At 39.4% G+C, this 15,376-nt stretch carries 8 protein-coding genes; 6 read left to right on the forward strand and 2 right to left on the reverse strand.

The window, feature by feature from the left end:
* Positions 1–382 precede the first annotated feature (382 nt).
* Complete coding sequence (locus RIV7116_RS26280; RefSeq protein ID WP_015121365.1) at positions 383–1,144, forward strand: hypothetical protein; 762 nt, start codon at positions 383–385, stop codon at positions 1,142–1,144.
* 332 nt (positions 1,145–1,476) lie between these two features.
* Here the strand turns inward: RIV7116_RS26280 and RIV7116_RS26285 are convergent, their stop codons facing one another.
* The gene (locus RIV7116_RS26285; RefSeq protein ID WP_015121366.1) at positions 1,477–2,259 is read right to left on the reverse strand and encodes a hypothetical protein; all 783 of its coding nucleotides are present in this window, start codon (positions 2,257–2,259) and stop codon (positions 1,477–1,479) included.
* Between the two features lie 214 nt (positions 2,260–2,473).
* On the opposite strand from RIV7116_RS26285, the gene RIV7116_RS26290 reads away from it, so the two are divergent.
* From RIV7116_RS26290 to bcsA, 5 genes are all read left to right on the forward strand, one after another.
* Positions 2,474–4,288, forward strand: a complete 1,815-nt coding sequence (locus tag RIV7116_RS26290) for a carbohydrate porin (protein WP_015121367.1) — start codon at positions 2,474–2,476, stop codon at positions 4,286–4,288.
* Positions 4,285–6,681: a tetratricopeptide repeat protein gene (locus RIV7116_RS26295; protein ID WP_015121368.1), complete on the forward strand. Its 2,397-nt coding sequence runs from the start codon at positions 4,285–4,287 to the stop codon at positions 6,679–6,681. Before RIV7116_RS26290 ends, RIV7116_RS26295 begins: the two co-directional genes overlap by 4 nt.
* A gap of 145 nt (positions 6,682–6,826) precedes the next feature.
* A complete protein-coding gene (locus tag RIV7116_RS26300) occupies positions 6,827–8,083 on the forward strand; it encodes a glycosyl hydrolase family 8 (protein WP_015121369.1) in 1,257 nt (418 codons plus the stop codon).
* An 81-nt stretch (positions 8,084–8,164) separates the two neighbouring features.
* Entirely contained in the window at positions 8,165–10,504 is a 2,340-nt protein-coding gene (locus tag RIV7116_RS26305; protein WP_015121370.1) for a cellulose biosynthesis cyclic di-GMP-binding regulatory protein BcsB, read from the forward strand.
* Positions 10,505–10,917: 413 nt separating this feature from the next.
* Positions 10,918–13,530: a UDP-forming cellulose synthase catalytic subunit gene (gene bcsA / locus RIV7116_RS26310; RefSeq protein ID WP_015121371.1), complete on the forward strand. Its 2,613-nt coding sequence runs from the start codon at positions 10,918–10,920 to the stop codon at positions 13,528–13,530.
* Between the two features lie 109 nt (positions 13,531–13,639).
* On the opposite strand, the gene RIV7116_RS26315 is transcribed toward bcsA, so the two are convergent.
* Positions 13,640–15,376, reverse strand: coding sequence for a GAF domain-containing protein (locus RIV7116_RS26315; RefSeq protein WP_015121372.1), 1,737 nt, complete (start codon positions 15,374–15,376; stop codon positions 13,640–13,642).

A 15,376-nucleotide genomic window follows, 5' to 3' on the forward strand; every position in this document is an offset into this window, starting at 1 on the left:
TTTATAAGAACTTTATTAAAACATACATTTCTTGATATTAATTACATATTATAAAAATATATATAGTGATAAATTTATTGGTGCATAGCGCGTTATGAATTTGTGAATCAAGGGTGTTGTATTAAAGTTCGGGTAAATTGTTGAAAATTCGCACCTTATTAAGAAAGTATCGAAGTTGATCGTTATTGAAAATCCTATTTCATATTGTGTTCCTTATAGGATTGAATTTTAGGCAAGGCTACGCTTTCAAACTTCAGTGGCTCAGGTTAGACATCTTGTTTCTACTTTGAAAATACTTCACCTTAATAAGGTGCACTGCGACATCTTTATGAAGGTCAAGTCGTAAAAATAAACTTATACATACATATAGCAGGTTCTAAGCATGACTCTATCTGCACGAAGAAAGCTTGTTCTACCATCTGCGATCGCTTGCATAGCTGTATTTGCAGCAATGACTGTACCGCTTGCTATCTTTGGCGATAAGCAAGTGAGAATCAACATTGAAGAAGAATCTTTCTTCTATGGCAGATTGCGAGATGTAGCCGCACCTTATGTTCTACTGGCAACTGTATTAAGTTGTGGTACGGGAATATCAGTTGCAGCTTTAATCGGATGGCAGCAAACTACTCAAAAATCTTTGAACTGTAAAAACGAACTATCTAAACTTAAGGTTCATTTGCAAGACAAGGAAGAATTGATTGAACAATTTAAGTTTTCCGATTCTCGCTTGCAAGTTTCAGGACTCACTAGCTTTTTAAACGGACAGAATTCTCAAGAGGTAGCACCTCAACCAGTTGTGGTCACAAATTCGGAGTCTGTATCTAAGTTAAATGCGAATAAATCAGTTGATGCTGCTTACTTTAGTGCAAATACCCAAGATGTGGCAGAAGACTTTTCTGATTCTCTTCCAAATGACATAAGTTCGCAAACAAGCAACAACACCATTAACTCAAATGCTCAAGATAGTCTTGTAAACGAAGCTAATGTGAATGAGCATTCCGAAATCGAAGCATTGCAGCAGCAAATGAAGGATATGATGAGTCGAATTGAGCAACTGCAAACCAAGACTAAATCTGTACCGATTCAAGACTTAACAGAAAAAGCGCCTGAAAATGTTCAAGCTTATTATAGTTCAGCAGATTAATAAGCAAAAAAATATAGGATAAGCAGTCGGGGCGGAAGTGGGATAGAAGCTTTATGCTTTTAAGATACATGCCTCAACATGAATGTGGCGGACTACTAGTACTCCACCAGATTAATTATGAGCATTGTATGGAAAACATAAAAAATTATTCCACCCTCTCCTGCCCCTCTCACACGTCCATTGTGGTTTGGTGGAGTGTTAGAGATAAGTCTGGGTATGGATTTATTCTTTTGTGGGTGCCATTAATCTCTTGAATTATTGCAAAGAAAGCAGCAAGTCGCTAATCAAAGCAACTTGCTTGTATGTTTATGCTGGTTAATATCTCTATATCTCTAACGAAGTTGTTGAGAAGCTTTTAGAGGAGTATTGCTGTCTGGTTTAATTTCCGTTGCTGGTGGTAAGGAGCCTGTAAAGCTTGGCAGTTGTTTATTCAAAAGATATCTATTACCCCAATCATCATTCACCTGCTTTGATTTTGAAAGCGATGAAATATTTTTAATAGTAGCAGCAGGTATAGATAAAGTTTTTGTTGCTTGAACAAACTTTTCCCCACTATTAGTTACACGAACTAGTTTTCCTTGGGGTTGTTGAATTTTTGTTGGAGGCTTTTCTAAAGCTTTATTATCCGACCTCTGCCATTGAGAAACAGGATTAAATGTGGCTATAAAAGAAACTTTATCTTCTGGTTTAAACTGCGGCATGTAACTATCATTTTGCCAGCTTTCTCTCGATATACCATCAGCACTTTTATGAGAAATATTTAGTTCTGCCTGCCATTCTCCGGATTTTACTTCTACGTTTTTGCGGTCTAAAATTGAACGGGTAATATTGGCACTATTATTAATGAATGGTGCTGTTTCGGCGTTTGTATTCACCAATCCTCGAACTGCTATAACCTTTATTATACTGTTATCTGGTAAATTTGTCTTACCGGATACTTTGTATTTTGAACTGCTTTCAATTGGTTGTACGTTCATATTTTTTATTTGTACTTCGTCTGCATTTTGGAAAGTACATCCGGAACTAAAAGTAATTGCCGAGATAACAGCCATATTCACAAAAAAAGATGGTTTTTTCACTATCTGAGATGGCTGTAAAAATTTTAAATTCAACATTCGGGTAATAGCCTTTTTTTGGTTTGAAATTATCGGTCACTTTATTTATGAAAAAAATCTATCTAAAAATCAAGTAAGTTTTTACAAATAATGAAAAATAAATTACTTGATCTATAAAGATAATGCTTGTAAAGTATGTTCAAACTTCACCAGTATTTATTATTTATCTCTATTTTTAGAGTAGTGATTAATACTTATTTGTACTGTAATATTAATGAGTCGAAATATATTGAATCCTTCCAAATATATCAATCGCAAACCTAGCTCTAAGGTTTATACGCTGCTTTATTCAGTCTCATTTTTAGTTTTGTGGATGGTGGCATTTAGCGGTTCGGCTACCGCGCAGGTTGAGTCTCCGCAGGAAGACAGTATTCAGGATTTAGAGAATAGTTTTATTGAACAAATGAAAACCCCTGGAGGAACTCCTGAGAAAACACCTCCTGCGAATACAAGCGAGCCACTCTCGGCGAGAGTTACTTTACCGGTACTAACAGCACAGGATATATCTCAACTTCAACCAGACTTAGTTGCTAATTCTGATAGCTGTAATGCCCAGAGCTATTGTCAACAAGTAAAACCAGTTAGTGAGACTAAAGCTTCGGAACTCACTTTTAATCAACTACTCAATCCTTTACCCCAAGAAGAATCAGCGGACAATAGCGAAGTACAGGAATTTGCGGCTCCCGAAGTTGCCAATGCAGTTAATGCCCGAACTTACATTGCTCCTTTACCTCCACTCCCAGGAACTCAGAGGCAACCACAACTAAATAATAGTGTTGAATCTCAACCGACTTTTAACCAATTACTTTATTCATCCCCAAACCAAACTTCAGCTGAGGTAAAGCCAACATTAAGCAATAACCCATTACTAAGTTCACCCGAATTTGCATCCACGGTTAATAAAAAATCTCAACCAGTCTTTAATCAAGCTGCCAACAAGCAACTACCAGAATTACCATCACCTACAACTCAAAGGAATTCAGTCGCTCAGCAAATCGAGCCAAAGCCAATTCCTCAACAGCCTACTGCTGTTATCCGCAAGTCTCCTGTAGGAGAGCCATCTTTAACCCTCCAAGGTGTCTATGTAACTCAGGGTGATGATACCTCAGCAAGGGCAAGAGTAACAGGAATTTATCCCTTGACTCCTCAAGCTGTATTCGGTGCCACTTTAGATATGACTAGTGAAGGTAGTACCTTTGACGATTCCCGTAATGAAGGCTTGAATATCAACGAACTGTATTTCGCAACTTCTTTGGCGGGATTGCCTAACTTACGCTTTGTTATCGGGCAAATGGATCTAACTTCATATTTTGACCGAAATAGCTTCGCGAAAGATGGAGCAAGCCAGTTTTTTAATCCGGTTTTTCAAACAAATCCAGCATTGTCTTCTACAGGTATTGCTTCAAGCCCTGGTATGTTAGTTAATTGGAATGTCACCGATAAGGTGGCAGCCAAAGCTGCAATATTCTCTTCTTCCCAGGCACTTAGTGATTTTAGTTTGGATGGATTTGCAGGTGAAATTGGCATCCGTCACGGTAATGCGATTATTCGCGGCACTTATGCCACAGCTAGGGATGCAGGCAATCGGGATTCATTCGGCGAAAGCTTTGGAATTGCCAGAGGAAATAATCAATTTGGACCTTTAGAAGAGGATAGAGAAGAATCATATGGAATAAACGCTGAAGTATTTATTCCAGAGATGAAATTAGGCTTATTTGGACGCTACGGACGCTACGAGAACCGAGATTTAGGAGAAGGTGCCCAAACTTATTCATTAGGATTAAGTTTCTTGGATTTGCTTACGCCAGATGACAGGTTGGGTTTAGCTTACGGACGCGCTCTTTCTAACGACAGTCTCCGCACGGGAAAACAGCCAGATGTAGTAGAACTTTTTTATGACTTTAAATTCCTTCCCAATCTCCGCGTAGGCTTATCCTTCCAAGGAAGAGACAGTTTCGACGAATCCGTTTTGGGTATAAGGGTGAAATCTGAATTTGATATTACTCCAAATAGGAGAAAATCTCGATGAGTAAAGAACTAGAAATCTTAAATAAAATCACAAATAATTTGTATCCGGTGCAGAACAAGAACGCGAAAAACAAAAATACCAAACAAATTAACCAGTGGTTGATTGTTCCTTTTTACTGCTTGCTGACAACTTCTTTGGTAGCGGTACCCATCTTTACTAATAATGAACCCGTTCAAGCACAAAAATCTTCGTCAAGCTTGGTAAAACAAGGAAACAGACTTTTGAAGAAAGGATGGGTAGATGATGCAATCCAAGTATTTCGTCGAGCAGTCAAACGCAATCCACGTTCTTTACAGGCAAATTTAGGTTTGGCGATCGCCTATAAGCGTGCTGGAAATATTGATGCTGCCTGGGATTCTTACCAGCGTGTACTGTCTATCGATCCTAATAACCAATTAGCTCTTAAAACTATTGGTTTGTTTGGAACCTATCGTCCCCAATGGCAAGCTGGAGGTATAAAGGCTCTCAATACTTTATTAAATCTGAGTCCGAATGATTTTCAATCTCGGAGTCTAAGAGCTTTACTTTATTACTATCAAGGCAGAATCAACGATTCAGTGGCAGATTACCAGATTTTGCTGAGCAACAACCCCACGCCAGAGATTATTCTCGGGGCTGCGGAAACTTACACCTATGCTCAAAATTATCCCGAAGCACTAGAACTGTTTCAACGCTACCTTTCAACTGGCAGAAATCTTACTGCCAATGCAGCCATTGCCTACGGTAGAGCTTTGCAAAAAACTGGCAATCCCACACAAGCCATAGAGGTACTCGAAAATCAATTACGTAGTTCTAATACTTCTGATTCTTTAGCGCTTACAGCTCGGGCTGAATTATCCCAAGCTTATCTTGCTAACAATCAACAAGCTCAGGCTTTAGCTGTATTACAACCTCTGCGCGGTAGACAAGATGCGGTTTTACTATTAGCTGGTGCCTTAAACGAAATACGCAAGCGCACAAACGATTCCGCTTTAGCAGCAGAAGTAGCTGGTTTATACCAACAAGTATTAGCGGATAATCCCAATCCTTCACCTTTGTTACTGCTGCAAGTTGCCGATGTATTTTCTGGTTTACCGCAAGGAGAGAAAATAGCTCTACAGCTTTACAAGCAGGCTGCGGTAAAATTACCAAACGACAAAAGTTTGGTGTTGCGCCAATTGGCTTTAGAGAACAAGCTGGGTGTAATTAATCAAAATACTTTCGGGCGTAGATTGACTCAGGCATTACAAAACCCACCACAAGATGCAGTCGAATTACAAAAATTTGCTAGTGCTTTAGTACAAATTAATACTCGCAATCCGGAATATATTGCTGGATACCGAAGTATATTGCGAACAGGAGTAGATGCTCCTTTCCTAAATTTCCGGATTGCTCAAATGTATTTGCAGCAAAAAGATACAATTGCTTCCAGAAAAGCTTTAGCGGCTTATACAGCCACTCCTGAAGGAACAAATAATTTAGCTGCTCAGTTATTAGCAGCAGAAATTGAGTTACAGGAAGGAAATCTAGAAGCTAGTGCCAGACGCTACCAAGCTGTACTTAACACCAATCCCGATAATGATGAGATTACCAACGGTGCTTTACGAGCATTAGCGGGGCTGCGTTCGCAACAAAAGCGTTTTGATGAAGCTTTAAGTTATTACAATCAACTATTAGCTCGTCAACCGCAAAATCCTACATATCAGTTGGGACAAATTAGCATTGGCTATCAAGCTAATAAAATTAACCAACAGCAAGCAACTACAGTACTAAATAACTGGTTAGCAACTCAAAAAGCGACTTCAACACCCCCGGAATTATATAGCTTGGTGGGACAACTGCCAGCTTCGGCACGATGGGAACCTCTGTACAAATACCTTTTGCAATTGGAACCTAACAACTTACAAATCCAAGAGCGCTGGTTGCAAGTTGTGGCTCAAAGTAACCCAGCCAAAGCACAAGCATTAGTGAAACAGTTTGCAGCAGCTAACCCAAGTAATTCGACTGAAGTCGAAGGACAGTTATCTAAAGCAATAGGGGATCTGAATTTAGCAGGAGTCGCCTACGAGAAGGTTTTGAGAAATCAGCCAGATAATATGGGTGCTCTTGCGGCCTTGGGAGGAATCCGTTTTGAACAACGTCGCTACGAAGCAGCAGAGAAAATTTACTCCCAGATATTGAGGCAAAAGCCCCAAAATCGGGAAGCTAGGATGGCGATCGCCGATCTAAATGCCATTTTAGATAAACCTTTAGCTGCTCTAAATCAGATGGAGAAATTACAAATTCAGCAAATGTCTGAGGGCGTAACAGATCGAAAATTAGAAGAGAAAAAGCAGAAACTCCAAGAAGATTTTCTTCTAAGACGCGGTTTTCAACCTTTTTGGGAAGATCCAAATCGCAGAATTCGTAATTAGTAATTGTCTTTAGTAATTGTCAATGAAATGTAGCAATCGAGAGTTAATTTTTGGCAATATCCAAGGAATAATCAGATTTAGTATTCAATCAAAAATATTTAGTTTTCGCAACTTCCGCTAATACCTCATCAATCCAACTGTTTTTATGATGCGATATTTGCCATTAATAGCGGCGATAGTTAGCCAAATCGGCTTGTACTCTTGCAACTCTGGTTCTTCAGCAGTCAACTTTCCCAGCCAGAACCAGCAAACTCCGATGCCTTCATTTACTCCATTGTCAACTGACGATAATTACGACGTATTTCTTGCAGCCTTACCAAAAGAAACTCAAAATCGGGAATTATTAGCAAAAAGTTGGAGCAGCTATCGCCGGTTATTTATACAGAGCGATGGACGAGTAATTGATTTTCAAGCTAAAGATAGATCTACCAGCGAAGGTCAAGCTTATGCCATGCTCAGAGCAGTTTTAATCGATGATGCCACAACTTTTGCCAAAACTTTAAACTGGGCAGAGAATAATCTGCAACGGCAACAGAATGATAGTCTGTGGGCTTGGAAATGGGGAAGAAGGAAAGATGGTAGTTGGGGCACTATCGACAGTAACTTTGCTAGCGATGCAGATATTGATGCGATAACAGCCTTGATTTTTGCTTATAGAAAATGGCAAAATCCTCAATATCTAGAATTAGCTCGGATAAAATTACAGGACTTGTGGAAACTGTCTACTTTTACTGATAGTAGCGAGAAACGCTATTTACTACCAGGTCCTAGCGATGCGTTTGTTCCCAATTCATCTACTATTTATCTTAATCCTTCCTACCTGGCTCCCTATGCTTTTCGGATTTTTGCTCAAGTCGATCCAGAACGTGATTGGTTGAGCTTAGTAGATAGTAGTTATCAGGTGCTGGAGAAATCATTAGGGCTTTCTGGTGTGGGCTTGCCTAGCGACTGGGTAGCATTAAATCTAGAAACAGAAGAATTTTTCGCCCTCCCCGCACAAAGCAATATTCAAACTGTATACAGTTTTGATGCTTACCGCATTTGGTGGCGAATCGCTCTTGATGCTACATGGTTTAATTCATCCCAAGCAAAAAGCTATCTCCAAAAATCTACCCAACATCTTCAAAAAGAATGGCGGCAAAAATCTTACTTACTTGCAAGCATTGATTTAAAAGGAAAGCCATTAGTAGATTACGAAGCAACGTCACAATACGCAATGTTTCATGTGGCTATGAGGCTTTTAAAACCTGGTATAGCTCAAGAAATATTAGTAAAAAAAATATTACCTAAGTATCAAAAAGGAACTTGGGGAGACCGTTCGGGTTACTACACCCAAAACTTGGTTTGGTTGAGCTTATTCAATCCTTCAGATGTACCCCAAAAATTAATTCAGAAGGAATAAGAATATTTCATAAGTAGAACAGAACTACGCCAGTATTTGTACTTACACATATCAGTAAACTAATAATTACACTATCACCCAATGAAGCGACTACTTTATCTTTCCCAAGCTAGTACTCAAATATTTATCATTTTTTGTTCGCTTTTGATGTCCCCTTATTCTTCGTTAGACGCTCAAGCCGTCGCACAAGAAAGCTTTATAGCTCAAGCAGATACTTCAGATGTAGACGAAGATACAGATGCTACTTCTGAGACTGCGACTTCCGGGAAGACGATAACTCATAACTTAGAATTTAATCGCGCTCCGATTGTAGGTAATCGGATGCGCCTGCGAGGAATTTATTCTGAAGGTCGTTTGGGCTTTACTCGTCCCCGTGGTTGGAATATAGGAAATGTAAAAGCTTCGATTCGCTTTCAACATTCACCCGCACTTTACGCTAACCGTTCTAACTTGACCGTTTTGGTTAACGATACAGCTGTCGGTAGCGTACCTCTTAACCGTAAAAATTCACAAATTGGCGAACTACTGGTAAATATTCCGCCAAAATTACTTCAAGATTATAACGAACTAAAAATAGTTGCTCAACAAAATAATTCGGAAATTTGTACGAATCCCAACGATCCCAATCTTTGGACGGAGATTCTGCCTGATTCCAAATTAGTTTTTAATTTTCAACGAAAGTCAGTTGCAGAAAATTTCAGCCGTTATCCTTATCCCATTTTTGACAAGCTGGGTTTAGAAGCTAGTAAAATCAATTATCTACAGCCAACTAACGTCGATCCAACATGGTTAACCGCAGCATCAAGACTGCAAGCTTCTTTGGGTAGAAAGGCTGATTTCCGTTCTTTAGATGCTGATTTAGTAACCGATATTACAAAGGTTAAGTCCAACGAAAAAGTAGTAATTATCGGTACTCCCCAAGAACAACCAGCTTTAGCGGAAATAGATTTACCAATTACAGTCGAAGGAAATAAAATCCTCAATAAAGAACAAACCGTGGTACCGGATGACCGGGGAGTTCTGATAATGACTACCACCGAAAGCGGCTCTCCCGTATTAATTGCTACTGGTAACGGCAAAGAGGGAGTGGAGAAAGCTATTAAGTTTTTGGTACAGTCGGATACCAGCAAAATGGGTAGCGGTCAAGTTGTCGTTGTTGATAAAGTTCCAGAATTACCAACTCCTGGAGAACGCCAATGGCCTCGTTATTTACCCGAGAAAAACTCTTTTCAGTTGAGCGAGATTACCGCTGAAAACGAAGAGAAATTTAAAGATGTCACGGTGCGAGGAGCGGGAGCGCCAGCAGTAGAAATTGATTTTCGAGCCTTGCCAGACGACCGTTTTTTACGCGGTAGTTCTATGAATTTAGTCTACAGCTACGGTCCTCAACTCAACCCCAGAACTTCTGCTGTTGAAGTATTGCTAGATGGAAACTTCATTGGTGGCGAACGTTTATCTTCAGAATCCGGAGAGACTCGTAAAAATCTCAAAGTTGATTTACCTCCTAAATTAATTAAACCCAATTCCAAAATTGAAGTATTCTTCCGCATGAATGCGAGAGAACCTTTTAATAACGAAAGCTGTATTTATGCCCCCGACCAACAATTAACGGGTACGCTGCATAACGAAACTAGCTTTGACCTCAAGCGCGAAACCTCTGCGACATTACCAAATCTAGAGTTGCTGCAATTTGGATTTCCTTTTGCATCTCCCCAAGATTTATCCCAAACAACAATCGTTGTTCCTAAAAATCCTTCTAAAACGAATGTATTAACTTTGTTGGAGTTTAGCGAACGTTTAGGTCGTCTTTCTCAAGCTCCTTCGGTAAAACTCGATGTTTATACCCCCGATACATTGTCTAATGATGAGTCAGCCAAAAATAATCATATCGTTGCAATTGGCACCCAAAATAATTTTCCCATCTCAGAAGCTCTCGAAAAGAGTCAAGGATTAAATTTGAGCCAGTCATTCTTCCGCTTATTTGGCAACGAACAAGACAAAGAGCAGGTAAAGCTGCAAATTCCTCAAGATTCCCAAGGCATGATTAAGCAAATTATTTCTCCTTGGAATAACGATCGCGTAGTCTTGGCTTTGACTGCTCAAACTGAATCAGGCTTGGATAGAGTCAGACAAGTTTTAGATCGCGATGCTTGGTTCTTCCAGTTAAAACAAGACACCGTATTAATTAGCAGCGATGAAAAAGAGCCAAATGCTTATGATGACAATGCATTTGAATTGAGCTTTTTCAACAATGCTCCTAAGACTCGTCGGCTAGACAACAGTAATGCACTAAGCAAGACTTCTCAAATGTTTCAAGAAAATTGGCTGTTCATACCCGTGGGTATTGTCGGTTTAGCCTTGATACTTTACGGCATTGTTCAGCTATATCTGAAGCGCTTAAATGTCAAGGATAAAACGTAGTATTTTCGTCAGGCTGTCTGCCCTTGACATTTATCTTGCTCGTTAGCGAATAACACGGAGCATCCACTCGGGGTTGCAAACCCCGAGTTAATAGCTCAAATCCTATAAATAGGACTGAAATCTAAACCATCAAAACTAATAAAAAGAAGTCTAGTACTTTATTTGCTGAATTTTGGCGCACTCTAATCTTCGTTTCAGTATTGAAGATACTTTACCGCAGACAAATATTTGGTAGAGATACAGCAATAAATCTCTATCAACCAGTTTCTTCTCCTTTCTTATATCTTTTCTATTCAATTATTAAATAGAAAAAGAATTTGCACTTGCTTGTGCAATAGCTATTATTTTTGCCTTTGTTTCATCTTCTGGGTGAAATATACACAATTACATAAAGTCAAAATACTAAATTAAAGATGTCCTATTCATCAAACACCGAGCCTAGAAAAAAACGTAACTTATTTAATCCAGGTGTGTGGTTAACTGACCTGACACCAAGATTTTTTGACCGCTCTTTAGATAAATTAGGTCTAAAAAGCTTCAAATGGTTAACAGTTTTAATACTATTGATTTCAGCACCTTTAATTATTTCGCCCGTCGAATTGTGGCAGCAAGGGGCGATCGCCTTATTTCTAATTATTATCGGTCAACTAGTTGTAAGAGCAGAAAAAAACGAACCATCTAAAGAAATTACCCACTATTACCATTTGTTCATGGTGTGGCTAAGTTTGGTAACTACTATGCGTTACCTCTTCTACCGCACTTCTTATACTTTGAATTTTGATACCTGGGTTAACAGTATTGCCTGTGTTGTTTTATTAACGGCTGAACTTTACGCGATATTGACCCTAGTACTGGCATATTTCCAAACTTTACAATTCAAAGAACGCAAGCCGGTAAATTTAACTCAGATACCAGTAGACGAATGGTTCAACGTTGATATTTATATTCCTACCTACAACGAGGATGTTAGCATTGTTCGTAAAACTGCATTAGCAGCTAAGAAATGTGAATATGCTCGCGGCAAGAAAAAAGTTTATATTCTTGATGATGGTCGTCCTGAAAGATACAAAGCAAGTGACCCCCGCCGAGAAAAATTTCGTGCTAGACGGGAAGAATTGAAACAAATGTGTGCCGAACTCGGCTGCATTCATCTAACTCGGGATAATAACAACCATGCCAAAGCAGGTAATATCAATCATGCTTTTGGTAAGACAGATGGCGACTTGGTATTAATTTTAGACTGCGACCATATTCCATCGCGTCAATTTCTGGTGCATACAGTCGGCTTTTTCTATGACCCCAAAGTTTCTTTTGTTCAGACTCCTCACTGGTTTTACAATCCCGATCCCTTCGAGCGCAATTTGCTGACAAAAGGTAAAATCCCCGTCAATAACGAACTGTTTTATAAAGTAATCCAAAAAGGTAATGACTTTTGGAATGCTTCATTTTTCTGTGGTTCTGCGGCAGTAATTCGTAAATCTCATGCCTTAGAAATTGGCGGAATTGCGGTAGAAACAGTAACAGAAGATTGTCATACAGCACTAAGACTGCATTCGCGGGGCTATAAATCTGTCTACTACGACAAAATTATGGTTGCGGGATTAGCTCCCGAAACTTATCCTGCTTATTTAGGTCAGCAAATACGCTGGGCTAGAGGCATGGCTCAGATTCTGCGTCTTGAAAATCCGCTGTTTAACCCAAAACTGAAATTAACAATTCCCCAAAGAATTTGTTACTTTAGCGCTACTTCCCACTTTTTGTATGGTTTCCCTCGCATAGTATACGCAATCATTCCCACACTGTTTTTACTCTTCGGTGTCAACCCAGTTGAAGGTTTGGGTTTAGAAACTCTTGCTTATGCAATCCCCCATATTACTCTTTCTCTAAGTACTAACTACATCATTCACAAACGCGCTCGCTTTAGTTTCTGGAATGAGGTGTTTGAATTTGTCATGTCTTTTCAGGTGGGATGGGTGACATTACTGGCGTTAATCAATCCCAAACTAGGTTCTTTTAACGTTACCGATAAAGGTGTAAACGTTACTGAAAGAAGCTTTGATTGGAAATCAATGCTAGGTTTGATAATTGTTACGGTATTTGTAGTCCTAGCTTTAATTGCCGTTCCTTTCTGGGCATTGCTTCGTCCAGAAGATTGGGAAGCTGTGTTGGTAAACACCCTATGGTGTGTGTTAAACCTCACCTTACTAGTAAGTGCTTTACTCGTTGCTTACGAGCAACCGCAAATCCGTAGAGAACACCGCTTAGAACGTCGTCTTCCCGTTGAACTTTCGGGCAATAAGCAAACTATTATCGGCGAAACAATAAATATTTCTGAAAGCGGTGCTTTGATAGCTTTCAATTCTCAGCTAAATTTACCGGATGAGATAGACATCGAAATAAAAGGAGATTTTTCCAGAAAAGTATCTCTTACCGCAAGAATTATGAGATTATCTCCTATCAGCAAAATAAGAAGCCATCTTGCAGTTGATTTTATAAACCTGACTCAATCACAAAAAGATGACCTCAGCTTGATTTTGTATTGCGATGTTAAAGAATGGTATTCTCAAAAACGTAAAGTTACAGACCGACCGGTTGCTTCTCTTGGATTCATCTCTACTAGCTTGTTGCGCTCCTTGCAAGATATTCAACTAACCAAACACAAACAGATACGCAAACAAGTACATGCATTTGGTGAATTATATTTAGACGGCGATCGCTTCACCGGAGTCACTACTGAATTAGGAGTAACGGGATTACGGTTGGAATTAGATAGTACCCAAGCAAAATCTTCTAGTAAAGTACTTGGTCAAAATGATTTTTACAATATACAAGCTGCTCAACCAGCAGTAGGTTTACTTTTAAGTAAAGACAAGAAAATCGACATTTCACAATCTGGTCGATTTATTGCCGAAGTTGATACTTTAGAAAAAGATGGAACCGGCAAAATCACCATCAACCTAAGATTCCCCGATAGGTTTAAAGAGCAACAGTTACCAAAAATCAAACAGCTTTTGGAACAACTTTAAATAAATTGGGAATGGGGCATGGGGCATGGGGCATGGGGCATTGGTAATAATTTTATTCTTCTCCCTCACTCCCTCACTCCCTCACTCCCTCTTCCCCCTCTCCCTTTGTTCACCCTTCTTCACTATCTGCACTAGAAACCATCACCGGTTGCTGGTACAGCGGAACTGTAAAGGTAACTGTGGAGCCAAGCCCTTCACCTAAGCTGTAAAAATGAACTTCGCCACCCATCGCTTCGACTAATTTTTGAGATATGGTTAATCCCAGCCCAGTACCACCATATTGACGAGTACGGGAACCATCGACTTGGGAAAATAATTGAAACAATTTATCTTGCTGGTCTAAAGAAACACCTATACCTGTATCTACTACCCGGACTTTTACCATACCGGGAAACTCTTGCTCTTTAAACATAACTTTTTTACGAACTACATCAGCAGTAACGGTTATATGCCCTTCGTGGGTAAATTTTATGGCGTTACCGACTAAATTTATCATTACTTGTTTGAGACGCAGGTAATCGCTGTAAACGAGAATTTCATCGTTTGTGTCGGGTAGCTGCATCCCAAAGCTGAGACTTTTATGCTCTGCTTGCAACCGCATGAAGTTTTCGACATCGGTAAATAACTCATCAAGTTTTACCGGTCTCAGTTCCAACTCCATTTTGCCTGCTTCTATTTTGGCAAAGTCTAAAATATCGTTAATAACTTCCAATAAATGTAAAGATGATTTGTGAGCTTCTCCTAAAAACAGAGCTTTTTCTTCGTCATCATCAGCCATTCCATCCAAAATCAGTTTCAAAAAGCCAATCATTCCATTTAAAGGCGTGCGGATTTCGTGAGAAACGTTAGCTAGAAATTCGCTTTTGAGACGGGAAGCATCTTCCGCTTGCTGCCGCGCCGATTCTAATTCTTTATACAAAGTCGCGTGGGCGATCGCCGTACCAATTTGATTAGCAGCTTCTTTAGTTAACTCAAGTTCCTTAGCTGATAAATGGGAGCATTCAGCACTTAAACTCAATGCGATTAAGCTATTGGGTTGTTCTTGATGGGAAGTTGCGACTATTAAAAGTTTCTCAGTGTTGAATAGTGAATTTTCTGTTGGCTCTACTATAACTGGCTTAAGAGTATTCAAAGCTTGAGTAAAGCCAACCTCAGAAGCTATATCTATTTCCGTGCCTAACATTGGCTTAACGTTTGGCTGGCAAGATTCTGCTATAACACTTATTTTTGATTCGCCGTAATACGGACAAATTATACAAAATTCTGGTTTTAATGTTGCACTCAAGCTATCAACAGTTTGCTGCCAAATAATCTTTAAATCCAGGGTTCGCCGAATATTGGTCGTAATATTATTAATCAGCTTTTGGTATTGCTGCGAACGTAAATCATCACCTATTTTTTTAGATTTAGGCGTTACCTGGATTTGATTTTTGCTCGCCGCAACTTGCAGTAATCTCCCCATAACCAATACCGAGGTGGCAGCACTACCTAAAGTTGGCAGTATAGGAGTTATCAGCAATTCAAATTCTACAGTTCCTTGCGGAAGACTAAACCAACACTGACACTTTTGAGGAATTAAAGTTGTCAACACTTGCTCTAACCGTTCAAAATAACCCGCTTTATCAATCGGGGCAAAGCTTTCTTGATTTTGGTTATTGTCAATATGTTCTGACTCTAACCCTAAACGTTCGCTTTGCTGCCAGTAAAAATTAAGGTAACGTCCCGTTCCTTCCTGAACGTACACCAATTCAGATCCCAGACAAGCCAATGCATCAGTGCGATCGATAACAGATTTTTTCTGGTCGGACAATAAATGCGGTGGTTCAGAATTCGCAGCAATACTCAT

This window comes from Rivularia sp. PCC 7116 (genome assembly GCF_000316665.1).
Classification (GTDB): Bacteria; Cyanobacteriota; Cyanobacteriia; order Cyanobacteriales; family Nostocaceae; genus Rivularia.